At 43.2% G+C, this 26804-nt stretch carries 23 protein-coding genes; 19 read left to right on the forward strand and 4 right to left on the reverse strand.

What is annotated here, in order from left to right:
* Positions 1 to 138: 138 nt before the first annotated feature.
* The 7 genes from recA (at position 139) to xerD (ending at position 7346) form a co-directional block, all read left to right on the forward strand.
* Positions 139 to 1203 (forward strand): recombinase RecA, encoded by a 1065-nt coding sequence (recA, locus tag V6984_RS10890; RefSeq protein WP_342759805.1) that lies wholly within the window; start codon positions 139 to 141, stop codon positions 1201 to 1203.
* An 18-nt stretch (positions 1204 to 1221) separates the two neighbouring features.
* On the forward strand, positions 1222 to 1845 hold the full coding sequence (locus tag V6984_RS10895) for a regulatory protein RecX (protein WP_342759806.1): 624 nt from the start codon (positions 1222 to 1224) through the stop codon (positions 1843 to 1845).
* Positions 1846 to 1953: 108 nt separating this feature from the next.
* Positions 1954 to 3498 (forward strand): ribonuclease Y, encoded by a 1545-nt coding sequence (gene rny / locus V6984_RS10900; protein ID WP_342759807.1) that lies wholly within the window; start codon positions 1954 to 1956, stop codon positions 3496 to 3498.
* A 219-nt stretch (positions 3499 to 3717) separates the two neighbouring features.
* A complete protein-coding gene (locus V6984_RS10905) occupies positions 3718 to 5028 on the forward strand; it encodes an aminotransferase class I/II-fold pyridoxal phosphate-dependent enzyme (RefSeq protein WP_342759808.1) in 1311 nt (436 codons plus the stop codon).
* An 18-nt stretch (positions 5029 to 5046) separates the two neighbouring features.
* Positions 5047 to 5589 (forward strand): NUDIX hydrolase, encoded by a 543-nt coding sequence (locus V6984_RS10910; RefSeq protein ID WP_342759809.1) that lies wholly within the window; start codon positions 5047 to 5049, stop codon positions 5587 to 5589.
* Positions 5590 to 5604: 15 nt separating this feature from the next.
* Positions 5605 to 6270: a stage II sporulation protein M gene (locus V6984_RS10915; RefSeq protein WP_342759810.1), complete on the forward strand. Its 666-nt coding sequence runs from the start codon at positions 5605 to 5607 to the stop codon at positions 6268 to 6270.
* Between the two features lie 191 nt (positions 6271 to 6461).
* Positions 6462 to 7346: a site-specific tyrosine recombinase XerD gene (xerD, locus tag V6984_RS10920; protein WP_342759811.1), complete on the forward strand. Its 885-nt coding sequence runs from the start codon at positions 6462 to 6464 to the stop codon at positions 7344 to 7346.
* Positions 7347 to 7443: 97 nt separating this feature from the next.
* Here xerD and V6984_RS10925 read toward each other — a convergent pair whose 3' ends face one another.
* Complete coding sequence (locus V6984_RS10925) at positions 7444 to 8472, reverse strand: 3-deoxy-7-phosphoheptulonate synthase (RefSeq protein ID WP_342759812.1); 1029 nt, start codon at positions 8470 to 8472, stop codon at positions 7444 to 7446.
* A gap of 154 nt (positions 8473 to 8626) precedes the next feature.
* Positions 8627 to 9964, reverse strand: a complete 1338-nt coding sequence (locus tag V6984_RS10930; protein ID WP_342759813.1) for a polysaccharide biosynthesis protein — start codon at positions 9962 to 9964, stop codon at positions 8627 to 8629.
* A 132-nt stretch (positions 9965 to 10096) separates the two neighbouring features.
* On the opposite strand from V6984_RS10930, the gene nifS reads away from it, so the two are divergent.
* Genes nifS through mnmA form a run of 3 tightly spaced genes read left to right on the forward strand, consistent with a single transcriptional unit; the run spans position 10097 to position 12827 of the window.
* On the forward strand, positions 10097 to 11281 hold the full coding sequence (gene nifS, locus V6984_RS10935) for a cysteine desulfurase NifS (protein ID WP_342759814.1): 1185 nt from the start codon (positions 10097 to 10099) through the stop codon (positions 11279 to 11281).
* A gap of 22 nt (positions 11282 to 11303) precedes the next feature.
* Positions 11304 to 11747 (forward strand): Fe-S cluster assembly scaffold protein NifU, encoded by a 444-nt coding sequence (gene nifU, locus V6984_RS10940; protein ID WP_342759815.1) that lies wholly within the window; start codon positions 11304 to 11306, stop codon positions 11745 to 11747.
* A 3-nt stretch (positions 11748 to 11750) separates the two neighbouring features.
* On the forward strand, positions 11751 to 12827 hold the full coding sequence (mnmA, locus tag V6984_RS10945) for a tRNA 2-thiouridine(34) synthase MnmA (protein ID WP_342759816.1): 1077 nt from the start codon (positions 11751 to 11753) through the stop codon (positions 12825 to 12827).
* Positions 12828 to 12833: 6 nt separating this feature from the next.
* Here mnmA and V6984_RS10950 read toward each other — a convergent pair whose 3' ends face one another.
* Positions 12834 to 13652, reverse strand: coding sequence for a histidinol-phosphatase HisJ family protein (locus V6984_RS10950; protein ID WP_342759817.1), 819 nt, complete (start codon positions 13650 to 13652; stop codon positions 12834 to 12836).
* A gap of 293 nt (positions 13653 to 13945) precedes the next feature.
* On the opposite strand from V6984_RS10950, the gene gap reads away from it, so the two are divergent.
* The 4 genes from gap to V6984_RS10970 all read left to right on the forward strand — a co-directional run bounded on the left by gap (position 13946) and on the right by V6984_RS10970 (position 17490).
* Positions 13946 to 14947, forward strand: a complete 1002-nt coding sequence (gene gap / locus V6984_RS10955; protein WP_342759818.1) for a type I glyceraldehyde-3-phosphate dehydrogenase — start codon at positions 13946 to 13948, stop codon at positions 14945 to 14947.
* 91 nt (positions 14948 to 15038) lie between these two features.
* Complete coding sequence (locus V6984_RS10960; RefSeq protein ID WP_342759819.1) at positions 15039 to 16247, forward strand: phosphoglycerate kinase; 1209 nt, start codon at positions 15039 to 15041, stop codon at positions 16245 to 16247.
* A gap of 21 nt (positions 16248 to 16268) precedes the next feature.
* Positions 16269 to 17018 carry a triose-phosphate isomerase gene (tpiA, locus tag V6984_RS10965; RefSeq protein WP_342759820.1) on the forward strand — a complete coding sequence of 250 codons (750 nt, stop codon included), beginning with the start codon at positions 16269 to 16271 and terminating at the stop codon, positions 17016 to 17018.
* Between the two features lie 112 nt (positions 17019 to 17130).
* Complete coding sequence (locus V6984_RS10970; RefSeq protein WP_342759821.1) at positions 17131 to 17490, forward strand: GNAT family N-acetyltransferase; 360 nt, start codon at positions 17131 to 17133, stop codon at positions 17488 to 17490.
* A gap of 252 nt (positions 17491 to 17742) precedes the next feature.
* Here the strand turns inward: V6984_RS10970 and putP are convergent, their stop codons facing one another.
* Positions 17743 to 19338, reverse strand: a complete 1596-nt coding sequence (gene putP / locus V6984_RS10975) for a sodium/proline symporter PutP (RefSeq protein ID WP_342759822.1) — start codon at positions 19336 to 19338, stop codon at positions 17743 to 17745.
* 260 nt (positions 19339 to 19598) lie between these two features.
* On the opposite strand from putP, the gene V6984_RS10980 reads away from it, so the two are divergent.
* The 5 genes from V6984_RS10980 (at position 19599) to V6984_RS11000 (ending at position 26782) form a co-directional block, all read left to right on the forward strand.
* Entirely contained in the window at positions 19599 to 20822 is a 1224-nt protein-coding gene (locus V6984_RS10980) for a transposase (protein WP_342756217.1), read from the forward strand.
* Between the two features lie 447 nt (positions 20823 to 21269).
* Positions 21270 to 23600, forward strand: coding sequence for a CotH kinase family protein (locus V6984_RS10985; protein WP_342759823.1), 2331 nt, complete (start codon positions 21270 to 21272; stop codon positions 23598 to 23600).
* Between the two features lie 3 nt (positions 23601 to 23603).
* Complete coding sequence (locus tag V6984_RS10990; RefSeq protein WP_342759824.1) at positions 23604 to 24314, forward strand: polyphosphate polymerase domain-containing protein; 711 nt, start codon at positions 23604 to 23606, stop codon at positions 24312 to 24314.
* Positions 24304 to 24975: a DUF4956 domain-containing protein gene (locus V6984_RS10995; protein WP_342759825.1), complete on the forward strand. Its 672-nt coding sequence runs from the start codon at positions 24304 to 24306 to the stop codon at positions 24973 to 24975. Before V6984_RS10990 ends, V6984_RS10995 begins: the two co-directional genes overlap by 11 nt.
* Positions 24976 to 25180: 205 nt before the next feature.
* Complete coding sequence (locus V6984_RS11000; protein ID WP_342759826.1) at positions 25181 to 26782, forward strand: DEAD/DEAH box helicase; 1602 nt, start codon at positions 25181 to 25183, stop codon at positions 26780 to 26782.
* Positions 26783 to 26804: the final 22 nt, after the last annotated feature.

The following is a 26804-nucleotide window of genomic DNA, read 5'->3' on the forward strand; positions in this document are numbered from 1 at the left end:
ATATTTTATGATAAAAGAGTGAAAACACATTGACAAAATCGAACATTTGTTTTATTATTTTTATAGAAAGAACCTATGTTCTGATTGTGTCATATAAACACAGGGTTGTGTTTTAATTATAGGTTAAGGAGAAAAGAGATGGAAAGAGAAGAAAGATTGAAAGCGCTTGATGCGGCACTGGTACAGATAGAAAAGCAGTACGGAAAGGGTGCGGTTATGAAGCTGGGAGATTCCAGCGCACAGATGAATGTGGAAACCATTCCTACGGGGGCCTTAAGTCTCGATATCGCGTTGGGCCTGGGCGGAATACCCAAGGGAAGAGTCGTGGAGATATACGGGCCGGAATCCAGCGGTAAGACCACAGTTACCTTACATATGATTGCAGAAGTACAGAAGAGAGGCGGGATAGCTGGTTTCATCGATGCAGAGCACGCGCTGGACCCTGCCTATGCGAAGAATATCGGGGTGGATGTAGACAACTTGTATATTTCCCAGCCTGATAACGGTGAGCAGGCGCTGGAAATCACAGAGACGATGGTGCGTTCCGGGGCAATTGATATCGTTGTAGTGGACTCGGTGGCAGCACTTGTGCCTAAAGCAGAAATAGACGGCGATATGGGCGACAGTCATGTGGGACTTCAGGCGCGTTTGATGTCGCAGGCCCTTAGAAAGCTGACGGCGGTAATCAGCAAATCCAATTGTACGGTAATATTTATCAATCAGCTTCGTGAGAAAGTAGGTGTTATGTTCGGGAATCCGGAGACAACTACCGGCGGACGCGCACTTAAATTCTACTCCTCCGTCCGCCTTGACGTAAGAAGAATCGAATCGCTGAAGCAGAGCGGAGAAATTGTTGGAAATAGAACGAGGGTAAAGGTTGTTAAAAATAAAATAGCCCCTCCGTTTAAAGAAGCGGAATTTGATATTATGTTCGGAGAAGGAATCTCTTTTGCTGGCGATGTGCTGGATTTGGCATCGGAAGTCAATATTGTCAATAAAAGCGGAGCATGGTACGCTTACGAGGGAAATAAGGTGGGACAGGGCCGAGAGAATGCGAAGCAGTATCTGAAGGACAATCCGGCGGTGTGTGCGGAGATCGAGAAGAAGGTGCGGGAGCATTTCGGCTTAAGCAGCGATTCGATAGAAAAGGCGGATGAGACGTCGGAAAAGAAGAAAACTTCGGAGAAGAAAAAAGCGGAATAAAAAGTTGAGTATGAAAATATGGTTGTAACAAAGATAGAAGAGTTGGATAAGAAAAGAGTTAAGGTATATATCGATGATGAATTCGCCTTTGTAGTATACAAAGGCGAATTGCGTCTATACGGTTTAAAGGAAAAGGAAGAAGTCGATGCGAAGGTATACAATGACCTGATGTCCGAGGTGCTTCCTAAACGGGCGAAGCTTCGCTGCATGAACCTTTTAAAATCTAAATCCTATACGGAAAGACAGCTTCGTGATAAATTAAAGCAGGGAGAGTATACACAGGAACTCATAGAAATAGCTTTGGAATATGTGAAATCTTATGGTTATGTGGACGATAAGCGGTATTGTGATGACTTCATCGCATATAATATGGAGAATAAGAGCCTGAAACGGATGGAACAGGATCTTCTAAAGAAGGGAATCAATAAAAATGTTATATTCGAGGCCTTCGAAAGAATGAGGGAAGACGGAAACGAACCGGACGAATTTTCCATGGCGGCAGAGCTTATGCGAAAGAAAAAATATGACGCAAATACGGCAACTATCGAGGAAAAAAGACGGTTTGCGGCACTTTTATACAGAAAAGGATTCGGTGCTGATACAATAAGAAGAGTACTTTTACTTGACATAACTTCAATTTAAGTTTAAAATTTAACTATTGTAAAATCGCTTGTTAGAATGTGTTAAGTTTGTTACATTCTAAAATAGATAATAGTACAATGAAAATTAAATAAGGAGGTGCTCCTGTACATGTTGTATGTTGTAGCAGTACTCGCAACTCTGGTTATTTCTGTGCCGGTTTCCGCAATTTTGGCGACGACTTATCGCAAGAAGATTGTCGAATCTAAAATTGGAAATGCGGAAGACAAGGCAAGGGAAATTATTGATGAAGCTTTGAAAGCTGCCGAGACGAAAAAGCGCGAATCGCTGCTCGAGGTCAAAGAAGAGTCCATTCGTACAAAGAATGAGCTGGATAAAGAGATCAAAGAGCGGAGAGCCGAAGCGCAGCGTTATGAACGCAGAGTTCAGCAGAAGGAAGAGAACATCGATAAAAAAGCAGAGGCCATTGAGAAAAAGGAAACGAGTTTGACAGTGAGAGAGGAATCTTTAGCCAAACAGCGTGAAGAAGTTGCGAAACTCAACGAACAGAGATTACAGGAACTGGAAAGAATCTCGGGTCTTACCTCCGAACAGGCAAAAGATTATTTATTGAAAATTGTTGAAGATGAAGTAAAACATGAATCTGCTGTAATGATTAAGGAAATGGAACTCAGAGCGAAGGAAGAAGCAGACAAGAAAGCCAAGGAATATGTGGTTACCGCCATTCAGAAATGTGCGGCGGATCATGTGTCCGAGACTACGATATCTGTGGTACAGCTTCCTAACGACGAAATGAAGGGCAGAATCATCGGTAGAGAGGGAAGGAATATTAGAACCCTTGAAACGATGACGGGCGTTGATCTCATTATTGATGATACGCCGGAAGCGGTTATTTTATCGGGCTTTGATCCGATTCGACGTGAAGTCGCAAGAATTGCACTCGAAAAATTGATAGTGGATGGGCGTATCCATCCGGCAAGAATCGAGGAGATGGTTGAAAAGGCACAAAAAGAAGTCGAAGTGATGATAAAAGAAGAAGGTGAAGCTGCTACGCTTGAAGTGGGCGTTCATGGCATTCATCCTGAACTTGTAAAATTACTTGGTAAAATGAAATTCAGAACCAGTTATGGTCAGAACGCGTTGAAGCATTCGATTGAGGTGGCTCAATTATCCGGGCTTTTAGCTGCGGAGATGGGGCTTGACGTGAGAATGGCGAAGCGTGCAGGCTTACTGCATGATATAGGTAAGGCGGTAGACCATGAAATGGAAGGTTCTCATATTCAACTGGGTGTTGAGCTTTGTAAGAAATACAAAGAATCAGCCACTGTAATTAATGCGGTAGAATCACATCACGGGGATGTAGAACCACAATCCTTGATTGCATGTCTGGTACAAGCTTCGGATACTATTTCGGCAGCAAGACCGGGTGCGAGAAGAGAAACGTTAGAGACGTATACAAGCAGACTGAAACAATTAGAAGATATCACAAACAATTTCAAAGGTGTTGACAAATCTTTTGCTATACAGGCGGGTAGAGAGATTCGAGTAATGGTAGTTCCTGATCAAATCACTGACGCAGATATGGTATTATTGGCCAGAGATATTTCTAAGCAGATTGAATCTGAACTGGAATATCCGGGTCAAATCAAAGTCAATGTAATCAGAGAGTCAAGAGTGATAGACTATGCGAAGTAATTTTTTCGACGAAGTCTAAAATAAGAAACCGTTATAAACGTAAAGTTTATGACGGTTTTTCTATTTATATGAACTTTTATAAAAAAGTCCTTGTGCTATCGTATTCCTTGTAGTAGAATAAACGGGATATGTATGATTGTATACGATTATCCAATCCCAATATGAAGTGGATAAATGTATGAATTATAGTATCCGGATAATTAATAGGATGGTGAAAAGATGAAGTCGTACAAAGATTTAAGTAGAGAAGAATTATTGCAGCTGCACGCAAAACTTGAAGCAGAATACGAAGATGCAAAAGGTAAGGGATTGAAGCTCGACATGTCGAGAGGAAAGCCGGCAGCCACCCAATTGGATGTGGAAATGGACATTATGGATGTTCTTACGTCCTCTTCCGATTATAATACGGATGCGGGAATGGATTGCAGGAATTACGGCATTGTTGACGGCATTCCCGAAGCGAAGAAATTGATGGCTGAAATGATGGGAGTAAGTAGTGCGGATAACGTTATCGTATGCGGAAATGCCAGTCTCGCTATTATGTACGATACGGTTTCCCGTTCCATGACTCATGGAGTACTTGGGAGTACACCGTGGTGCAAGCTGGATAAGGTGAAATTTTTATGTCCGGCTCCGGGATATGACAGACATTTTTCTGTCACTGAACACTTTGGAATAGAGATGATTATTGTACCTATGACTTCTCAGGGGCCGGATATGGATATGGTGGAGAAGTTGGTAAGTGAAGATGTTTCGATTAAAGGAATCTGGTGTGTACCCAAGTATTCCAATCCTCAGGGCTATTCTTATTCGGATGAAACCGTGAAGAGATTTGCGGCGCTTAAGCCTGCGGCAGAGGATTTCAGGATTTTCTGGGATAACGCTTATGTGATTCATCATTTATATGACGATGCTCAGGATAAAATCCTCGATATAATAAGCGAATGTGAGAAAGCGGGCAATCCGAACATGGTATATGAATTCGCTTCTACCTCTAAGGTAAGCTTTCCGGGAGCCGGCATTGCGGCTATTGCATCCTCGAAAGCCAATCTGGACGCTATGCGGAGTGCGATGACCATGCAGACCATTGGTTATGATAAAATCAATCAACTGCGCCATGTGAGATATTTCAGGAACTTAGATGGCATGATCGCTCATATGAAGAAGCATGCCAATATTATGCGGCCCAAATTCGAAGCGGTGTTACAGATATTGGACGGCGAGCTCGGCGGTTTGGAAATCGCTCAGTGGACTACACCTAAGGGAGGCTACTTCATTTCTTTGGAGGCTATGGACGGCTGTGCGAAGAAAATTGTGGCGAAATGCAAGGAAGCGGGAGTAGTGCTCACCGGTGCGGGAGCTGCGTTCCCCTACGGCTGTGATCCGCAAGATAGCAACATACGTATTGCGCCTACCTTCCCTGCGTTAGAAGAGCTGTGTGAGGCGGCTGATTTGTTTGTATTATGTGTAAAGCTGGTCAGCACAGAAAAGCTGCTGGATTCTGTTCAAACAGAAAAATGTGCCGTTTGAGAATGAGGTAGAGTGTATATGGCTAACGAGTTTAAACGGCTGGACAGAGAACTTGTATATCACGGTACTATTGTTGATTTTTATAAGGATACCGTTCAGGTTCCCAATGGAAACGTGGTAAAATGGGATTTTATCGGGCATAAAGGAGCAGCGGCGGTCATTCCGGTAATGGATGACGGCAAGCTGTTAATGGTACGGCAGTACCGAAATGCTTTGGATCGTTATACTGTTGAAATTCCAGCAGGAGGGTTGAACACCCCGGATGAACCGACAAAAGGGGCGGCGGCGAGGGAGCTGGAAGAGGAGACCGGTTACCGATCGGCTGATTTGGAACTGCTGATCACGATTCGTACGACAGTTGCTTTCTGCAATGAAAAAATCGATATTTATGTAGCGAAGCATTTGATAAAGAGTGAGCAGAATCTGGATGAAGACGAATTCATCAATGTGGAAGCCTATGAGGTCGATGAACTATGCCGGATGATTTACAGCGGCAGGATAGAGGATGCGAAGACGATTTCAGCTGTTATGACCTATAAAGATAAATATTGTAATAAATAGCAATGAATGTCATTCATGGAAGGCACGGAACATATATTGTATAAACTTGTATATGGCGGTGCTTCAAAGCGGATGTATAAAGGAAATGGTACAAACAGCCGGCATATTAGCTGGCTGTATTTATTTTTAGGAGGCTTTCTGATAGGAATACTATCAATCAATATTTGGAGGAACACTTTTTTTGGAGAGATGGATTTGCTGAGTGCGGCCTCCTTAAGCCGTCTGAAATATCTGGATATCAACGGAAACTCCTTTCTCGCTTACATATTGAGAGAGAGGATAGGAACTCTTGTCATACTCTGCCTGCTTGCCACCACTTATGTGGGTACAGTGACGATTGCGCTGTATGCAGCATGGATGGGGATGATGGCGGGAATCTTTTTATCCGTAGCGGCTATGCGTTATGGACTTAGGGGAATCTTTCTCATATTGGCAGGAGTTATGCCCCAGTATCTTCTGCTCGTTCCTGCTTATATTATGCTTATGAATTGGTGCTATCAGCTATGCACGGGTCTCTATTATCCTCATAAGGTATATGAGGATGGATATGGAATGAAAAGACAGTACTATATGAAAAAAATAGTACAGCTTTTTGTTATCGTGATGGTTGTCATAATCGGAAGCATGATAGAAAGTTATGTTAATCCAATTCTGATTTCACGTTTTCTAAAAATATTTTAAACCAAATTTTCTACATGTGGTATGACGTAAAAATGTGTTTGCCGATATGTTGTGCTTTGTGCAAATACCTATCGAAAAGTGCGTAAAAACGCCAAAAATACCATTTGCTTTTCTCTCATATTCTTATTATAATGAACTTTATACAGCTCGGGGATTGACATAAAATGGCATGGGGAAGGGTTATATATTAGATGGAAAAAGAAATTGCGTCATTCATTTTGTATTTACATAACGTAAAGAAAACTTCTGAGAATACCGAGATGTCTTATAAGAGAGATCTGGCAAAGGTAAAGAATTTTATGGAAGAGCAGGGAGTTGTGGATGTACAGAAAATAACTGTTACAAATTTAAATTCTTATGTTTTGTATTTGGAGAAAAACAACTTTAAGGCGGCTACCGTTTCGAGAAATATCGCGTCGATAAAAGCCTTTTATCATTTCATGCATAAAGAAGGGATCGTGAAGGAGGATATATCCGAGGCTTTGAAAGCGCCGAAGATAGAGAAGAAGCTGCCTGAGATTATGTCCACGGAAGAGGTAGTACGCCTTTTGGAACAACCACGGGGAAGTTCTTCAAAGGAAATCAGGGATAAGGCGATGCTTGAGCTTCTTTATGCTACTGGAATAAGAGTTACGGAATTGATCTCGCTGAAGGTTCATGATGTAAATCTTCAAATGGGTTTTATCATGTGCAGGGATTCGAATAAGGAGAGAGTCATTCCCTTTGGCGCAGAGGCGAGAAGTGCTCTGCTTCGTTATCTGGAGAATGCGAGGAATACGATGATCCATGGCTCGGACTCGGATATTCTCTTTACCAATTGCTCCGGACAACCGATGAGCAGACAGGGTTTTTGGAAGCTGATAAAGCATTATGCGAAGAAAGCGGGGATAACGGCAGATATTACTCCACATACGCTGAGGCATTCCTTTGCGGCACATTTGGTAGAAAACGGAGCTGATTTAAGAAGCGTTCAGGAAATGCTTGGGCATTCTGACATTTCTACGACGCAAGTTTATGCGAATATGAATCATAACCGCATCAGAGAGGTATATGCAAAAGCACATCCGCGTGGATGAGAGTAAATGCTTGTGTATTTATATCCATTAAATATTAAAAACATTAGGCTGCCGTACTTTTACACAAGTACAGCAGCCCATATTAAATAGGTATATCTTATTCATATTCGGCAATATCGTAAATGAGATTCTCCGAGTCCTTCCAGCCTAGGCAGGGATCGGTAATGGATTTTCCATAGATGCCTTCGCCGATTTTCTGGCAGCCCTCTTCCAGATAACTTTCGATCATTACGCCTTTTACTAATTGGTAAATATCCTTGTTTACCTTGCGGTTGTGCATCACTTCCTTTACGATTCTTACCTGCTCTATAAACTGCTTGTTGGAGTTGTTGTGGTTGGCATCGATGACACAGGCGGGATTTTTTAAATCGCGTTCATTATATAATGTAAGAAGCGTGTTCAGGTCCTCGTAATGATAGTTCGGAAGGCTGCGGCCGTATTTATTGACAGCACCGCGTAAAACAGTATGAGTCAGCTCATTGCCGGAGGTGTTCACCTCCCAGCCCCTGTAAATGAAAGAGTGCGGATGCTGCGAAGCGTAAACCGAGTTCAGCATAACCGAGAAGTCGCCGCTGGTAGGATTTTTCATGCCTGCGGGAACATCGAATCCACTGACGGTAAGTCTGTGCTGCTGGTCCTCCACGGAGCGGGCGCCTATGGCGACATAGGAGAGAATATCCGAGAGATAGCGCCAGTTTTCCGGATAAAGCATTTCGTCGGCTGCAGTCAGTCCTGATTCTTCGAACGCCCGAATCTGCATCTTCCTCATGGCGATGAGACCGGCGAGAAAATCAGGCTTCTTCTCCGGGTCGGGCTGATGGATGATTCCTTTGTAGCCTTCTCCGGTGGTGCGCGGTTTATTCGTATAAATCCTCGGTATGAGGAGGAGCTTGTCCTTGACCTTTTCGTTTACCTTCGCCAAGCGGCTTACATATTCGCATACGGCATCTTCGTTGTCCGCGGAGCAGGGCCCTATAATAACGAGGAGCTTGTTACTCTTTCCGGTAATGACATCGCGGATTTCGGCATCTCTTTCTTTTTTCAGCTCGCTCAATTTTGCCGGAACGGGAAACTGTTCACGTATCTCGTCCGGAGTGGGCAGCTTTTGTACAAATTCAAATGACATTTCAGATACCTCCAATGCTGTTGATTTTAATATTTTTATAAATATACAAATAAAACATTTTAATTATAATATAATAAAAATATTTAGGCAACAGCAATAATAGACAACGAGGAGGTGCGATTGTTATAATCTTTATGAAGTATTATACATTCCTTTATTTTAAATACGTTCTCACTGCAAAAACACAAAGCGAGGTCTGGACAAGCTGGCTGACGAGCAGCCCCCACAAATAGCCCTGAATGCCGAAAACCGGAAGGGCGAAGAAGACGAACAGCAGGCGGAAGCCAAGACTTATCATGCTGTAGGCGAAGGTTTGCCCGGTTTTTCCGAGGCCGTTCAATATGCTGTTCAAGGTGCTTGCCACGTACATGAAGGGGCAGATAAAGCTTAAGGTAATGATAAAACTGCCCGCGAGGCTGCTGTTGTAAAGAAGCATACCCGTATACCTTCCGAAGACTAGAAAGAGTCCGGTGCATAGAAAACCGAGAATAAAGCAATACTTGATGGATTTACGGACGGCTTTTCTAATGGCACTTTGATTATTTACTGCTTCCGCTTCCGATACTAAGGGAAGGAGCAGGACGGAGATGGAATTGGTAATGGCGGAGGGGAAGAGAATGAGAGGCAGCGCCATTCCCGTTAGAACACCGTATACGCTCAGTGCTGTAGCGTTGTCGTAGCCGTATAGCTGCAATCTTTGCGGGATATAAATAGCCTCTATGCTTTGCAGGAAGTTGATCAGGGTACGGTTTACGGAAAGCGGTACAGCAAGGCTGAGAAGCTGTTTTGTGTCTTTTAAGTACACGTTAAGAGACTGCTTTACCTTAGCCAGCATACAATGAGAGTTAGTAAGCGTATAAAATCGATGATAAATGGCAAGCAAAGAAACTAACATGGAAGCGCTTTCGCCAATAACGAGTCCGACTACTGCGAAACTGATGGTAGGGACACCGCCCTGTGCCTTAATAATTTCATAGAGAAAGAAAATGCTTCCTACGCGGACGATTTGCTCTGCCAGCTGGGTGGCAGCCGGTATGGCAGTCTTACGGATGCCGTAGAAATAGCCGTTTATGCAGGAATGGACCGTCGCCATGGGGATTGAAAGAGAAATGATACGCAGCAAAGGTGCCGTGCGCGGCTCAAATAAAAACCTGGCAGCAATCATTTCGGAAAAAGTGTATATATATAAGGTACATCCAAAGGATAAAAACATAGCGATGGAAAATCCCACTAATAAGATTCGGAAGGTATACTTATAATCCCGGGTGGATGTTTCACTGGCTACGAACTTGGATATCGCAGTCTGCATGCCGGATACCGTAACAGAAAAGGTAAGTGCCAGCACAGGGGAAATCAGCTGATAGAGTCCCATGCCTTCTGCTCCAAACACGCGGGATAGAAAAATACGGTAAAAAAAACCGATGAACCGGCTGGCGAAGCCGGTGACCGTCAGGATGATGGTTCCGGCGATGAGAGGATTCTTTTTCTTCATGTATTACCTTAAAGGGGAGGTTTGTTTATAATTATATGCAATTTGATTTATTGACAGAACATAAGAGGAGTGATATAGTGAAATTACTGAATCCGTAGCGGGTTAGTAGGAATTAAATGAGGAGCGAAAAATATGCAAAAATTGATATATTTAGATAATGCTGCCACGACCAAAACAGCATCCGAGGTAGTAAACGAGATGCTGCCTTATTTTACAGAGAATTACGGGAATCCCAGCAGTATCTATTCCATCGGAGCAACGGCCAAGGAGGCTGTAACGAAGGTGAGAGAACGCATAGCCTCCAGTCTGGGTGCGAAGAACAATGAGATTTATTTTACCGGCGGCGGCTCAGAATCGGACAACTGGGCGCTCATTGCCACTGCTCAGACCTATGAGGCGAAGGGAAAACATATTATTACCTCCAAGATAGAGCACCATGCCGTACTGCATACATGCAGCTATCTGGAAAAGCAGGGTTATGAGATAACCTATGTTGACGTGGATGAAAACGGAATCGTCAAGCTGGATGAACTGGAAAAAGCGATAAGGCCGGATACGGTTTTGATTTCCGTCATGTTTGCCAATAACGAGATTGGGACGATACAGCCCATTAAGGAAATAGGTGCAATCGCCAAGGCTCATGGCGTTCTTTTTCATACGGATGCAGTGCAGGCATATGCGCATGTGCCCATCGATGTGGACGAGATGAACATTGATATGCTCAGTGCCAGCGGTCATAAATTTCATGGGCCGAAAGGAATCGGCTTTCTCTATATCCGCACGGGCATCAAGATTCGTTCTTTTATCCACGGCGGTCAACAGGAACGGGGCAGACGTGCAGGAACGGAGAACGTAACGGGTATAGTAGGAATGGGTAAGGCTGTGGAGCTGTCTTTTTTGCGCATGGAGGAAAGTGCGGCAAAGCAAAGGGAGCTTCGCGATTATTTGATAAAGAGAATTAAAGAGGAAGTCCCTCATTGCAGACTGAACGGTGACGGTGTAAGACGTCTGCCTAATAATGTGAATTACAGTTTCCAGTTTATCGAAGGCGAGTCTCTTCTTATCATGCTGGATATGAAGGGAATCTGCGCTTCCAGCGGTTCGGCATGTACCTCCGGCTCTTTGGACCCCTCACACGTGCTTTTGGCTATTGGTTTGCCTCATGAGATTGCCCACGGCTCTCTCAGGTTAACGGTGAGCGAGGAGAACACTATAGAAGAGATGGATGCGGTAATAGATGCGATAAAGGAAATTGTAGATAAATTGAGAAAAATGTCGCCTCTATATGAAGACTTCATAAAGAAGCAGAAGAAGTAAGATAAATTTTGGAGGAATAAGTATGTATACGGAAAAGGTAATGGACCATTTTGAGCATCCGCGCAACGTGGGTGAAATAGAAAATGCCAGCGGTGTCGGCACGGTAGGAAACGCGAAGTGCGGAGATATCATGCGTATGTATCTGGACATCGACGACGACGGAATCATAAAAGACTGTAAGTTCAAGACTTTCGGCTGCGGCGCCGCTGTTGCGACCAGCAGTATGGCGACTGAGTTAGTAAAGGGAAAGAGCGTACAGGAAGCCTTGCTTGTAACGAACAAAGCGGTAATGGAAGCGCTTGACGGACTGCCGCCGGTTAAGGTACATTGTTCTTTGCTTGCAGAGGAGGCAATTCATGCTGCACTCTGGGATTACGCAGGGAAGCACGGTATTGTGATCGATGGCTTAGTAAAGCCCAAATCCGATATCCACGAAGGGGAAGAAGCGGAAGAGGAAGAATATTAATCCATGAAAAAGAAAGTAGTGGTAGGCATGTCGGGAGGTGTGGACTCCTCCGTGGCTGCCTATTTGTTAAAAGAAGAAGGGTATGATGTCATCGGCGTGACTATGCAGATATGGCAGGATGAAGAAGAAGGAGAGCGGGAGGAAAATGGCGGCTGCTGCGGGCTGACCGCGGTAGATGATGCGAGAAGAGTGGCCCAGTTTCTCGGGATTCCTTATTATGTAATGAATTTTAAGCAGGAGTTCAAGGAGAAGGTCACCGATTATTTTGTGGAGGAATATCTTCATGGAAGAACACCTAACCCTTGTATTGCATGCAATCGTTATGTAAAATGGGAATCTCTTCTAAAAAGAAGCATGGATATCGGAGCGGACTATATAGCCACCGGGCATTATGCACAGATAGCGAAGCTTGCAAACGGCAGATTTGCTATCTGTAATTCAGTGACGGCGGCCAAGGACCAGACCTATGCTCTTTATAACCTTACCCAGTATCAGCTGGCTCATACGCTTATGCCGGTGGGGGCCTATGCAAAGGATGAAATCAGGCAGATTGCACAGCAATTGGGACTGCCGGTTGCACATAAGCCGGACAGTCAGGAGATATGCTTTATCCCGGATAACGACTATGCAGGCTTCATCGACAGAGAAGCGAAAGACAGAGTCCCTGAACCGGGTAATTTCATCTCGGTAAAAGGGGAAGTTTTAGGACAGCATAAAGGAATTACCCATTATACAGTGGGACAGAGAAAGGGACTTAATCTCGCTATGGGTCATCCGGTATTTGTAACGAAGATATTGCCGGAGACGGGAGAGGTAATCATCGGAGAACATGAGGATGTTTTTTCGAAGGAATTGATCTGTAATCATATTAATTATATGGGAATGGAGGCTTTACCGGAAGGAAGAAGAGTGACGGCGAAGATCAGATATGCTCATAAAGGCGCTCCCTGTTTTATAGAAAGGATCGGGGAGGATGAAATAAAATGCAGCTTTGAGGAGCCCGTCCGGGCTGTGACGCCGGGACAGGCTGTGGTGTTCTATGAAGAGGACTATGTTCTTGGCGGAGGCACTATCATCTGATAGTGTTTATAGCCTTACGTATTCGGGCATCCGTTTCGCAAAAACAGTATAGTATTTGTATCCGCAGGCCTTTAAGATGTCTGCGGCGCGGTCAAAATCCTTCAGGATGCGGTCGGGAGAATGTGCGTCGGAGCCTATGGTGATGATTTCTCCTCCAAGCTCCCTATAACGCTTAAGAACGCCGGTGCAGGGATTTAATTCCTTCAACCCATAGGAAACGCCGCCGGTGTTGATTTCGATACCTTTTTCCATATCGATCAGTTTTTTGAGGATGGAATCCAGGACATCTTTATATTTTTCATAGGAATAATCATTGTCCCGGTTAGGACCGTAGCGGACAACGTAATCCAGGTGACCGTACACATCGAAGTTCTGGAATACTTTCAGGTTATCCAGTATAGAAGAAAAATACTCGCGGTAAGCCTCTTCCTCGGGCCTGCCTTCGTAGAAGTAGGGAAAATAAGGGTCCTTTCTGTTACAAAGGTGTGAGGAGCCTATTACGAAATCAAAATCGTATTCCTTCACATATTTGGACAAGTCCCTCGCCAAATGGGACTGCAGGCCAAGCTCTACGCCGAAATATATATTGATTTTGTCTGCGTATTTTTCTTTGTATTTAATCAGGTCGAACAGATAGGAATCGGTATTTAAGTCGAACATGCCGGTATCCTCTTCTTTTACATAGACGTAATCTATGTCCATATGCTCTGTAAAGCACATGTTTTTCATGCCCAGAGAGACAGCCCTTTCTATCATGGCTTCCATGGGTGCATCGGAATCCCCTGAGAAAGAGGAGTGTAAATGATAATCGGATAAAACAGCCATATGCAGATCCTTTCTTAATAGTTTGTGCTTGGTGGAAAATTTATGTCTATAAGTAGAGTTTAATGGAAATGGAAGGAAAAGGCAACGCCGGAATTATATTTAGCATTTCCTCCAATTATACCTAAGAAATGTAAGTAAACTATTAAAAAACAAACAAAAAAGAAATATTTTCTAATTACGACTTGAATTATTGGGACAAATTAGGTAAAATAGACGTGCTGATAAAATTTTGACAATCAGTTAGTTAGATTGCAAAATAATATAAACAAATACATTTTTAGGAGGAATCTAAAATGGCAGTAAAAGTAGCAATTAATGGTTTTGGTCGTATTGGCCGTCTTGCATTCAGACAGATGTTCGATGCAGAAGGTTATGAAGTGGTAGCAATCAATGACTTAACAAGTCCTGAAATGCTCGCTCATTTATTGAAATATGATACAGCTCAGGGTAATTACAAATATGCAAGCGCTGTAGAGTACGGTGAGGATTCCATTTCCGTAAACGGAAAGAAAATTACAATCTATGCAAAGGCTAATGCAGCAGAACTTCCTTGGGGAGAATTGGACGTAGACGTAGTTCTTGAGTGTACAGGTTTCTATACTTCCAAAGACAAAGCATCCGCTCATCTTACAGCAGGTGCTAAGAAAGTTGTTATCTCTGCTCCGGCAGGAAACGACCTTCCTACAGTCGTTTACAATGTAAACCACGAGTCATTGACAAAAGAAGATACGGTTATTTCCGCAGCTTCTTGTACAACGAACTGCTTAGCTCCTATGGCAAAAGCGTTAAATGACCTTGCTACAATCAAATCCGGTATCATGACAACTGTTCATGCTTACACCGGCGACCAGATGATCCTCGACGGACCTCAGAGAAAAGGCGATAAGAGAAGAAGCCGTGCAGGCGCTTGCAATATCGTTCCCAACTCTACTGGTGCAGCAAAAGCCATCGGTTTGGTTATTCCTGATTTGAACGGTAAATTGATCGGTTCTGCGCAGCGTGTACCCACCCCTACAGGTTCTACTACAATCTTAGTTGCAACTGTAGAGAAGTCCGTAACGAAAGATGAAATCAATGCAGCTATGAAAGCAGCAGCTACTGAGTCCTTTGCCTATAATACAGATGAAATCGTATCCAGCGATGTTATCGGCAGCACATTCGGTTCTATCTTCGATGCTACTCAGACGATGGTTGGTTCCGACAATCTTGTTCAGGTTGTAGCTTGGTATGACAATGAGAACAGCTATGTATCTCAGATGGTTCGTACAATCAAATACTTCGCTGAATTAGGCTAATTATATAGCGGTGAACTGTATTTAAAGACCTATAAGGGTCCGGTCTTATGGACCGGACCTTTAATAATTATATTAAATGGAGGAAATCATTATGGGATTAAACAAAAAATCGGTGGATGATATCAACGTTAATGGCAAACGTGTTCTTTGCAGATGCGATTTCAATGTTCCGCTCAAGGAAGGCGCTATTACGGATATAAACCGTTTGACAGCAGCGCTTCCTACCATTAAGAAATTAATTGCTGATGGCGGAAAGGTTATTCTTTGTTCACATCTTGGAAAACCTAAGGGAGAACCGAAGCCGGAATTATCCCTGGCACCGGTTGCTATAAAATTATCCGAATTGCTCGGTCAGGAAGTAAAATTTGCGGCGGATCCCGAAGTGGTTGGTCCTAACGCAAAAGCAGCTGTAGAAGCGATGAAGGACGGAGATGTAATCCTTCTTGAGAATACCCGTTACAGAGCGGAAGAGACGAAGAATGGAGAAGCTTTCTCCAAGGAACTGGCTTCTATTTGTGATGTTTTCGTAAACGATGCTTTTGGTACCGCTCATAGAGCACACTGCTCCAATGTTGGCGTAGCAAGCCTGGTAGATACAGCGGTAGTTGGTTACTTAATGCAGAAAGAAATCGAATTCTTAGGAAATGCTGTTGAGAATCCGCAAAGACCTTTCGTAGCTATTCTCGGCGGTGCAAAGGTTGCCGACAAACTCAATGTTATCTCTAACCTGTTAGAGAAATGCGATACCCTTATTATCGGCGGTGGTATGGCATTTACTTTCTTAAAGGCGAAGGGCTACGAAGTAGGTAATTCTTTAGTGGATCTCGAGAAGCTCGATTACTGTAAAGAGATGATGGAAAAAGCGCAGAAGCTTGGTAAGAAACTTCTTCTTCCTGAAGATACCACAATTGCAGCTTCTTTCCCGAATCCTATCGATGCTGAAATTGAAGTATCCGTAGTGGATTCCGAAGATATTCCTGCAGATAAAGAAGGCCTTGATATCGGAACAAAGACAGCGGTAACCTATGCAGAGGCTGTTAAATCTGCTAAAACTGTTGTTTGGAACGGACCTATGGGCGTATTCGAGAATCCTGTCCTTGCAAAAGGCACGATTGCGGTAGCGAAATCTCTTGCAGAGACAGATGCGACCACGATTATCGGCGGCGGCGATTCTGCAGCGGCAGTTAATCAACTTGGCTTTGGCAGCAAGATGACTCACATTTCCACTGGCGGCGGCGCATCCTTAGAATTCCTCGAAGGAAAAGAACTTCCGGGTGTTGCAGCAGCAAATGACAAATAAAAAATCAGGAGACTAACAAAAATGGCAAGAAAAAAAATTATCGCCGGCAACTGGAAAATGAACATGACTCCCAGTGAAGCTGTAGAATTAGTAAACACATTGAAACCTTTGGTAGCTACGGAAGATGCTGACGTAGTATTCTGCGTACCGGCTATCGATATCATTCCCGCTATGGAGGCCGCAAAAGGCTCCAACATCCATATCGGCGCTGAGAATATGTACTATGAAGAAAGCGGCGCTTATACGGGAGAGATTTCTCCGAAGATGCTGACGGATGTAGGTGTGAAGTATGTAATCATCGGACATTCCGAAAGAAGAGAATATTTTGCTGAAACAGATGAAACTGTAAATAAAAAAGTATTGAAAGCATTTGAGCATGGTATTACGCCTATCGTTTGCTGCGGAGAGAGCTTGACGCAGAGAGAGCAGGGTATCACTATCGATTGGATCCGCCAACAGATTAAGATCGCTTTCTTAAACGTAACGGCAGCTCAGGCAGCTTCCTCTGTTATCGCTTACGAACCTATCTGGGCAATCGGCACCGGTAAGGTTGCGACTACGGAACAGGCTCAGGAAGTATGCAAGGCTATCCGTGACTGCATCGCAGAAATTTATGATGACGCTACCGCAGCAGCAATCCGCATCCAGTATGGCGGTTCTGTATCCGCTTCCAGCGCAGCCGAGTTATTCGCACAGCCGGATATCGACGGTGGTTTAGTTGGCGGCGCAGCTTTGAAGCCTGACTTCGGAAAAATCGTAAATTACAAATAATTATGTATAACTCAAAACCCGTTTCACTTAGTTTAAATGACTAATTGAAACGGGTTTTTCTATGGTTTATAATAATTGGAAAATGATGTTTTGAATAAGAAAGGTTAATGACATGAAAATAATGGAAGGAAGTAGCTGCATAGAAGAAATCAAGTCTCTTATTATAGAATACACAAACTCCCTGAACCGTGACTTGAAGTTCCAGCATTTGGACGAAGAGTTATCAGATCTGGAAGAAAAGTATACAGGGGAAAATGGGCGGCTTTTTGCAGCTGTTACTGACGAAGATGAAGTGATAGGCTGTATTGCTTTTCATAGGCATAACGCTGTGCGCTGTGAAATGAAGAGACTGTATGTGAAGCCGGAATACAGGAAAGAGCAAACTGGTCAGAAACTGATTGAAACCCTCATAGATCAGGCACGAAAAGACGGCTATCGGGAAATTGTCCTAGACACCATAAAACCTTTCTAAAGTGCCATTCACCTATATCAGAAGTACGGTTTTGAAGAAATCCTGCCTTATTATGATAATCCTATGGATGATGTTATCTATATGCGTCTAACTTTATAATTATTATGAAGTTCATGTACTTTTTTAACTTAATGTATATGAGTATTAAGAGGAAGAATTCATAAGTTAAAAAAAGAACATCCGGCCATCTAATTCCAGCGAATGTTCTTTTTTATATTTATATATAATTACAATTAATCCTTGTTTTTGCGGTTACCCCCGGCTTTGCGCTTTTGCCAATTCAAATTCTTTTATGATTTCGTCCGAAGGCTGTTTACTCATAAGTGAAAATACTATGATAAACAAGCAGGAAATCAAAAATGCCGGCAACAGTTCATAAATTCCTAATACCTCTCCAAACGGTCCTCCAAGCGACTTCCCAAACGGCTTAACCACCAGATTCCAGAAAAATACCATAATTCCGCCTGACAGCATACCAGCTACAGCGCCTTCTCTTGTCGTGCGTTTCCAGAAAAGACTGAATAAAAGCAACGGTCCAAAGGTCGCGCCAAAGCCTGCCCAGGCAAAAGAAACCACCTTGAATATAATGCTTGCCTCATCCAATGCAATTATAATACCTATAACAGATATCACAATCAAAATAATGCGGGATATTTTCATTACTTGTTTGTCTGTAGCATCCTTTTTGATAATACTCTGATAAATATTCTTAGAAAAAGCCGAAGCGGCAATTAACAAATAGGAATCCGAAGAGCTGATAGTAGCGGCAAGAATCCCCGCCATAACGATACCTGCCAGGAGAGGCGGAAGCATACTCTGCGACAATACGACAAATACACTTTCCGCGCCGCTGCTGGTTAACAGCGCTTCTTCCGTAGGATAGAGTACCCTTCCTATAACACCGATAGAAACAGCGCAGAAAAGAGATATCAATACCCATGTAGTAGCAATTCGCCTGGATTTCTTAAGCTCCTCCACTTTGCGGATAGCCATGAAGCGGAGAAGTACCTGAGGCATGCCGAAGTAACCGAGCCCCCACGACATCGTGGATATTATAGTCAAAAAGCCGTAAGCGGCAGGAGGGCCGAATAAAGCTATTCCATCCGAAACCTGCTGGACTCCGTCCGGATTTAACGAAGGTGAAGCCGTCGTGAAGAAACTGAAAAACCCTTCGATGTTTTGCGCATTGGAAATGACCGCAGCCACGCCTCCCGCATTCACCGTACCAAGAATAAGTACCGTACTCAGAGCACATATCATTACTACAGCCTGAATGAAGTCGGAAGCGCTTTCTGCAAGGAATCCGCCGAGAAATGTATATATGATAACGAATAACGCCCCAAGAATCATCATGGAGTGGTAAGAAGCGCCGAAGAGCTTGGAGAATAATTTACCGCAGGTCACAAAGCAGCTTGCGGCATAAACGGTAAAGAAAATGAGGATAAAAAGCGAGGCGATCATCATGATGATCTTCTTTTCCTCATGATAGCGAAAACTGAAAAAATCAGGAATGGTTATTGCATCGTTGGCCACGGCGGAGTAGCGTCTCAGCCTTTTGGCAACGATGAGCCAGTTGATATAGGTTCCGGCAGCCAGTCCGATTGCAGTCCATGCAGCGTCGGCTACACCGCTGAAATATGCGACGCCGGGGAGTCCCATAAGAAGCCAGCCGCTCATATCGGAAGCCTCTGCGCTCATTGCAGCGACCCATGGACCGAGAGAACGGCCTCCAAGAAAATAATTTTCACTGTTCTTGTTGGCTTTTTTCATAAAAAAAAGACCGATACTGATAATACATAGCATATAAAGTACCATGGAGATTAAAACTTGAATTTCATTTGTTGTCATTTGATCCTCCTCAAAGTTATTGTTTTAAATTTATCATAGAGCTATTTCGATGTCAATGCTGCCTGCGCTCTTGAGTTTTCGTAGTTTTATCCACAAACCCCTTGTTTCACTAGTAATGCAATGAACAACTTTCAGAAAATGCCCAAAATATAAGGAATCACCAGTCCTTTTGTAGTAGAATTAAGTTGCGAAACAAAATCTACACTAAACAATAAAGAAAGGGATTCCTCATGCTTAATTCTACTACAAAAACCTACACTTTGAAACGTGAAATTTTATCTTTTTCAAACAAAATATCCCGTAAGCTTTCCAAACCGGACAAAAAGTTTACTTCGGACATGACCTATGGCATGTTAGCTTCTGGTAGTTGTCTTCTGACTGATATTGCAGATCAACTTCACGAAGACTCTAAAAAGGTCAACAGTGTTGAGCGCCTTACCAGACATTTAAATAAAGGGACTTCCAAACAAGCCTTACTTTCTTATCTTCAAACTGTTCGTAAATGGGTGCCCGATGATCCGGTAATCCATATCGATGACAGTGACGTCATCAAGCCTGACGGATATAAGTTTGAGGCTCTTGGTATGGTAAGGGATGGTTCCAAAAGTACTAAAACAAAAAATGTCTACGAGAAAGGCTACCATGTAACAGAGGCCTGTGTCATGACAAAAGACAATCATCCTGTCAGCATTTACTCCAAAATCCATTCTTCAAAAGAAAAGACCTTCACCTCTGTCAATAGCGTTACCTTCGATGCCATGGAGCGTGGAAAAGCAATGTTTGGAAAAGCTACTTTTGTTATGGACCGGGGCTATGATGATAATAAGATGTTCCTTAAGCTTGATGAATTAAAACAGGACTATGTGATTCGGCTTACTGCTAAAAGAAAGCTCCTTTTCCATAACAAATGGGTAGCTGCCACAGAACTTCGAAATCGTCGGAAAGGTAAAATCACGACACCTGTATTCTATAAAGGTAAAAAACGGGAGGCTTATCTATCCCATGTGAAGGTTCAGATCACCGCATCCAGAAAAGACATTTTTCTGGTTCTTGTCTATGGCATCACAGAGTATCCGATGATGCTCGCAACGAACAAAGAATTAAAATCCAGAGATGATGTAATCCGGATTGCAAGACTTTATTTCTCCCGCTGGCGCATCGAGGAATATTTCCGCTGCAAGAAACAGGTCTTCCAGTTCGAAAACTTCCGAGTTCGGAAACTGAAAGCAATCAATGCTCTAAATTTTTACATTACCATGTGTATGGCATTTCTTGCGCTGGTTTCAATGAAAGCAGAAACAAATGCCCTAAAAGTTTCAATCATACAGACAGCAGCTCCTATAAAGGAAAAAGTTCAATTCTGCTATTACCGATTAGCGAAAGGTATCTCTGGTATACTGTCGTATGCAAAAGAAGGTGTCAGGCTTTGGTTCAGAACAAAACGTCCTGCATACCGTCAACTTTGCTTTAAGCTGATCGCATAAATAGATAACATAATATTTCTCCCAAAGTCCGGTTCCCACGGGGCTTGTTTCGGTGACTCTATTCGAAGTATTGTCCTTTTATTTTTCAAAAAAAAGACAGATTGGTACTTTAGGAGAAGTTATATTTTTTAAAAATTACATTTTACGGAAACTCAAGTGCCTGCGCTGATATGATGATGTACCGGGCAGGGCAAATAGATGTTTGATGATGCCGTGTGTAAAAGTTATGCAGGTATTTTCAGATTTGTATGATAAGCTTTTATATTGGACAAACTATATATTTTATAAAAAAAACGTAAAAAATAAGTAAAATAATTATTAAAAATTATATCCCAACACTAAAAAAATGGATATTTGCTTGAATTAATGAAAAAAGATTAATAGAATATAAGGGCATATTTACCATATTTGTAAAGAAAAGAGGTTTTTACAATTACTGGAAAAGGATTGATAGCCGTATTCTCTGCAGCTTTGATTCTGGTCCTGATTCTTTTTGTGCGAGAGGATTTAAACAGCGAAAGACAGACACCGGAAAAAGAAGCCTTCGATGAATTAGAAGAAGTAAATGCCGGGGATATTGTATTGTCTGCAGAAAGCGGATTTTATAGCGAAGATGTTGTGCTTACGGTGAATATGAAGAGACCGGGGCATATTTTGTATACACTGAACGGTTCGGAGCCGGAAGAAGATAGTGACGATACCTATTTATATGAGGAAGCGATTGAGTTAACCGCCGGAGAGGAAGAAACGGTTAACGTTTTGAAATATAAAGCTGTTTATGAGGACGGAACACAGTCTGAAACATATACGAATACTTATTTCTTGGGTAAAAATATAGATATGCGCTACGATACGCTGGTAATGAGCCTCACCGCAGAAGAGGAAGATCTGTACGGCTATGAGAACGGGATCTTCGTGGAAGGGAAGCTTCGTGCGGACTGGCTTAGCGAGCATCCGGAGGAGGCTCTTACTTATGATACTCCGGCAAATTACAATGTGCGCGGAAGGGAAAGCGAGCGGGACGTCCATATAGAAATTTTCGAACAGGACGGCAGTCGTATTATTTCCCAAAACGGAGGAATTCGCATATCGGGTAACTTCACAAGGCAATCGGAGCAGAAATCCTTCAAGCTGTATGCCAGGAGCGAGTACGACGAAGAGAACAAGTTCCGCTTTGCTTTTTTTGAAGACTTAATTTCAGAGGTGGACGGAAGCGTAATAGGAAAGTATAAGACCTTGAAAATAAGAAATACTGGCAATGACCGCTCGGAGGGCTTTATACGGGACGAGCTTGGAATGACACTTGCGAAGGAAGCAGGATTTCCCGATACGCAGAGTGTCCGTCCCCTCAGTGTATATATCAATGGAGTCTATCAGGGGCTTTACTGGTTGCATTCTACCTATGACCAAGAATATTTCGAGGAGAAATACGGTGAATACGAAGGGGAAATGGTGGTCATCGGCGACGGTGAGACAAATATGCAGGACGCTTCAGATGCTCTGGAGGTAGAGTGCTCGAAGGAATATACGGTAATCTATAATAAGTACAGTACTGAGGATTTGACGAAGGATGCCGTATTTGAAGAATTGAATGATTATATCGATACGGAGAACTATTTGCAATATTTTGCCGTAGAGGTGTATCTGGCGAACAGAGACTGGCCGTATAACAATTTAAAGGCTTACCGCTATGTTTCGGAGGACGAAGCATATGAGCAGGATTCGGTATTTGACGGAAGATACCGTTATCTTCTGTTCGATGTGGACACTACCATGGGACTCGGCTCGGTAAGAGACACGTTGGATGAGTCTCAGAGCTTTGATACTCTGGTGATGTTGTGGGAAAGGAATTATGCACCTTTATTCACTGCATTGATGGAACGCGAAGATTGCCGGAAATATTTTGCTTCGTATATTTGTGATTTGATGAACGGCGCTTTTTCGCAGGAGAATGTAAACGAAGTACTGGAAGAGCTTAATGCCCTGCGGGAGAACGAGATGCAGGAATATATAGAAGAAAGTGTTATAAACTCCGATTTGCCCGAAATCAGCCAAACCTATTTGGATATGCAGATGGATTGTATAAGAGCTTGGGCCGAGGTGACTCCTGATAATTTATTAGAGGGGATAAGACAGCTTTGGCAGTTAGGCGATTCCTATTCTCTGTATACGTCATGTCTTTCGGGTGAAGGGATGAAAGTCAACTCTCTGGAAGTAAGCGAGCCGGAATTCACGGGAACATATCTTACCGGATGCGATACTGTGCTTACCGCCATAGTACCGGAGGGAAGAGTTTTCTCTTACTGGGAAGTAAACGGCGAAACCTATATGGAGGAGGAGCTGCACATCGATGAGGGGATGCTTCTTGACGGTTCGGTGTATGTGACCTTATATACGGAGGCTGCGGGTGACGGGCTGATAATCAGTGAAATCAAGTCGAATGGGAAGGAAGATTATATCGTTCTGACCAATGTTTCGGAGGAGGAAATTGACACGAGGGGATACTTTATTATGGATAAGGAAAGTGTCTCCCATATGAATTATCTGGAGGAAACAGTATTGACTCCGGGAGAAAGCCTTTTGATAGGATGTAAGAATTATGCCGGAGAGGATTCCTTTATGAATGTGAATTTCAACCTGAAAAAGGGAGAAGAAGTAATTCTGGGGTGTTCCGGAGGCGGTGTCCAAGAGAAGATAAAGATTCCAAGTTTGGGTATGACAGACGGTGTATACCGCAAAAACCTGACCTCGGGAAAATGGCAGGAGGAAAGGGGATAGCAAATGGCTCTTTACTATAGAAATGAACTTAAGTATGTAGTGTCTGAGGCGCAGATGGTATGCCTTAAAAGCCGGATACGCCCTTTTATGGAATTGGATAAGCATGCAGGCGGAGATGGGATGTATAGTATCCGAAGCGTTTATCTGGATGATTATAGAAATACAAACTATTATGAAAATGAGGAGGGGACCAGTCCACGGGAGAAGTTTAGAATTCGTATTTATAACGGAGACAGCAAGAGGATCCGTCTGGAACTTAAGCGTAAAGAACGTGGGAAGATACATAAGGATTCCTGCATATTAACGAAGGAACAGTGCGAAGCTGTCATACACGCCAAGCTGCTGTCCTGCAAAAAGGAAGATCCGCCAGTCCTTCAGAAATTCTGCCTTCAGCAAAAAAGCCGGTTGTTGGAACCGAAGGTCATCGTGGAATACGAAAGAGAGCCCTACGTATGTAAAAACGGGAATGTTAGAATTACTTTTGACAGGAATATCCGTTCCTCCAATAGAAAAGAAAGCTTTTTCGACGACAGGGTTTATTCCAGACCAATTATGCCGGTAGGACAACATTTGCTGGAGGTAAAATATGACGAGTATTTGCCGGATCATATTTATAGAAGCCTTCAGTTGGAGAATCTGCGCCGGACAACATTTTCAAAATATTATTTATGCAGAAAATACAATATAGGAGGAATGATAAGCAATGGGTTTTAATGATGTATTAAAAAAATCTTTTTTACAGATTACGGCAGACAGCATGAGCAGAGGAGACGTTTTGCTGTCGATAGGGGTGGCCTGCCTGATTGCGGTGTATATTTTTACCATATATAGGGTGATGACAAGGAATTCCTTTTATAACAAGAACTTCAATATATCGCTGGTAGCCCTGGCGGTCATCACAACGGCGATTATTCTCTCCATACAATCCAGTGTGGTAATATCCCTCGGAATGGTAGGAGCACTGTCCATTGTCCGGTTTCGTACGGCAATTAAGGAGCCTATGGATCTGGTCTTTCTGTTTTGGTCGATCAGCGTGGGAATTATTTGCGGTGCCGGCTTGTTTGAAATTGCTATTGTCACTTCGTTGGTATTGACGGCTATCATCATCTTTTTGGATAAAATGCCCGTGGCGAAGACATCCATGATGCTGGTAGTGGATTCCGATAATATAGAGGCAGAAGAGGATATTATGGAAGTAGTCAGGAAATACAGCCCTCATGTGCGCGTAAAATCGAGGAACATGAACGCAGAGTGCCTGAACATGGTGGTCGAGGTGCGAATAAAAGAAGAAGCGCAGTGTATTAGAGAAGTAAATGCACTTGAGTACACTAACAATGTTTCGCTCATATCGCAGGACGGGGAGGCAACTTTTTAACCTTTTTTTCGTGTAATTTCTATAAATAAAAATATAAAGATATAAATGAGAATAGGTCTTGACTTTATCAATAAACCACGTTATACTGAATAAGTTCGTAAATGAAAGACAGCACTTTTGAAACGAGTGTTGTCTTTTTTTGCGAGAGAAAGTAATGATGGAAATGTGATTAAAAAGTCCGTTTGACGGACAGAACAGGAGTTAGATGAGCAGTACAGAAAATCAGATTAGTTATAAAGAATCGGCAATTGATGAGAGAATTATTCGAGCGGTAGAAGAAATGGGATTCGAGAATATGACGCCTATTCAAGCGCAGGCAATACCCGTTATGCTGGAGGGCAGAGATATTATAGGGCAGGCGCAGACGGGAACCGGTAAGACCGCGGCGTTTGGAATACCCGTTATTCAGAGCATCGATGTGAATAATAAAGCATTACAGGCGATTGTTCTTTGCCCTACGAGAGAGCTGGCTATTCAGGCGGCGGAGGAGATGAGGCGATTTGCCAAATATATGCACGGAGTTAAGGTGCTTCCCGTATATGGCGGTCAGGATATTTCCAGACAGATTCGGGCGCTTAGCGGCGGCACACAGATTGTAGTAGGAACCCCTGGAAGGGTCATGGACCATATGCGCCGCCATACAATAAGGACGGGGCAGATGAAAATTATCGTCCTGGATGAAGCAGATGAGATGTTGAACATGGGATTTCGTGAGGATATAGAGACGATACTTAAGGATATGCCAACAGAAAGGCAGACTGCACTTTTCTCAGCGACGATGCCCAAGCCGATACTGGATATTACGAGAGAATATCAGAAGGCGGATGCAGAATATTTGAAGATGACGCCGAAGGAAGTGACGATACCATTAGTTAAGCAGGCATATTATCAGATACAGCGCAAGGATAAGGAAGAAGTTCTTTGCCGTCTTATGGATTACTATCATCCTAAGCGTTCTCTCATTTTCTGTAATACAAAACGAATGGTGGATGAACTGACAGAGCATTTAAAAGACAGAGGCTATCAGGCGGAAGGATTGCATGGTGATTTGAGCCAGAACCAGAGAGACACCGTAATGAATCTTTTCAGAAGCGGAAGGACTGATATCCTTATCGCTACGGATGTGGCTGCCAGAGGAATTGATGTTGATAACGTGGAAGCGGTATTTAACTTCGACGTGCCGGATGATATTGAATATTATGTTCATCGTATCGGACGTACCGGACGTGCAGGCAAGACGGGGCGCTCCTTCACTCTGGTGGTGGGCAGAGAGGTCTTCAAGCTGCGTGAAATCGAGAGAATATGCCACACTACGATAAAAGAGAAAAGTGTCCCTTCTGCAGCGGATATTACTTCTGTAAAAGAGGAGAAAGTTCTAAGCGAAGTTCTGGAAGTGATGCAGAATAAGAAAATGGATAAGACCATAGAATTTCTTGAAAATAAGCTGGCCGAAAGCGATTACACCGCATTGGAGCTTGCGGCGGCCTTTATGAAGTTGAAGATGGGCGACGATATCAAGGACATCAAAATTGAGAAGTACGGTCCGAGAGACCGCGGCTTCGGTAAAGGCAAAGGCAAGGGTTCCGGTCTGGGCGTGCGAGGCGGCGAAGGACGCAGGAGAGACGACGGGAAGAAATACGATGGTAAGAGATACGGTGGCGGTAAAGACAGAAGCAAGGATAAGGGCTTTAGCGAGAAACGTTTCACGGATAAAAATAACGACAAAAGAGTCCGCAAAGACAGAGAAGCACCGGAAATCTTCAAAGGAAGAGAAAAAAGCAAGAAAAGCAGAAGAGAAGCCATATAAATTATGAGCAACAATAATTAAC

Source organism: Kineothrix sp. IPX-CK (genome assembly GCF_039134705.1).
In the GTDB taxonomy this organism is placed as follows: Bacteria; Bacillota; Clostridia; order Lachnospirales; family Lachnospiraceae; genus Kineothrix; species Kineothrix sedimenti.

Excerpts from the sequence above, each read along its gene's own strand:
- V6984_RS10905 (WP_342759808.1), top strand. The coding sequence starts at position 3,718 with ATGAAGTCGTACAAAGATTTAAGTAGAGAAGAATTATTGCAGCTGCAC.
- mnmA (WP_342759816.1), top strand. The coding sequence starts at position 11,751 with ATGAAAAAGAAAGTAGTGGTAGGCATGTCGGGAGGTGTGGACTCCTCC.
- V6984_RS10910 (WP_342759809.1), top strand. The coding sequence starts at position 5,047 with ATGGCTAACGAGTTTAAACGGCTGGACAGAGAACTTGTATATCACGGT.
- V6984_RS11000 (WP_342759826.1), top strand. The coding sequence starts at position 25,181 with ATGAGCAGTACAGAAAATCAGATTAGTTATAAAGAATCGGCAATTGAT.
- nifU (WP_342759815.1), top strand. The coding sequence starts at position 11,304 with ATGTATACGGAAAAGGTAATGGACCATTTTGAGCATCCGCGCAACGTG.
- V6984_RS10930 (WP_342759813.1), bottom strand. The coding sequence starts at position 9,964 with ATGAAGAAAAAGAATCCTCTCATCGCCGGAACCATCATCCTGACGGTC.
- V6984_RS10925 (WP_342759812.1), bottom strand. The coding sequence starts at position 8,472 with ATGTCATTTGAATTTGTACAAAAGCTGCCCACTCCGGACGAGATACGT.
- V6984_RS10990 (WP_342759824.1), top strand. The coding sequence starts at position 23,604 with ATGGCTCTTTACTATAGAAATGAACTTAAGTATGTAGTGTCTGAGGCG.
- V6984_RS10970 (WP_342759821.1), top strand. The coding sequence starts at position 17,131 with ATGAAAATAATGGAAGGAAGTAGCTGCATAGAAGAAATCAAGTCTCTT.
- tpiA (WP_342759820.1), top strand. The coding sequence starts at position 16,269 with ATGGCAAGAAAAAAAATTATCGCCGGCAACTGGAAAATGAACATGACT.
- xerD (WP_342759811.1), top strand. The coding sequence starts at position 6,462 with ATGGAAAAAGAAATTGCGTCATTCATTTTGTATTTACATAACGTAAAG.
- V6984_RS10950 (WP_342759817.1), bottom strand. The coding sequence starts at position 13,652 with ATGGCTGTTTTATCCGATTATCATTTACACTCCTCTTTCTCAGGGGAT.
- gap (WP_342759818.1), top strand. The coding sequence starts at position 13,946 with ATGGCAGTAAAAGTAGCAATTAATGGTTTTGGTCGTATTGGCCGTCTT.
- nifS (WP_342759814.1), top strand. The coding sequence starts at position 10,097 with ATGCAAAAATTGATATATTTAGATAATGCTGCCACGACCAAAACAGCA.
- V6984_RS10960 (WP_342759819.1), top strand. The coding sequence starts at position 15,039 with ATGGGATTAAACAAAAAATCGGTGGATGATATCAACGTTAATGGCAAA.
- recA (WP_342759805.1), top strand. The coding sequence starts at position 139 with ATGGAAAGAGAAGAAAGATTGAAAGCGCTTGATGCGGCACTGGTACAG.
- V6984_RS10915 (WP_342759810.1), top strand. The coding sequence starts at position 5,605 with ATGGAAGGCACGGAACATATATTGTATAAACTTGTATATGGCGGTGCT.
- putP (WP_342759822.1), bottom strand. The coding sequence starts at position 19,338 with ATGACAACAAATGAAATTCAAGTTTTAATCTCCATGGTACTTTATATG.
- V6984_RS10995 (WP_342759825.1), top strand. The coding sequence starts at position 24,304 with ATGGGTTTTAATGATGTATTAAAAAAATCTTTTTTACAGATTACGGCA.
- rny (WP_342759807.1), top strand. The coding sequence starts at position 1,954 with ATGTTGTATGTTGTAGCAGTACTCGCAACTCTGGTTATTTCTGTGCCG.
- V6984_RS10895 (WP_342759806.1), top strand. The coding sequence starts at position 1,222 with ATGGTTGTAACAAAGATAGAAGAGTTGGATAAGAAAAGAGTTAAGGTA.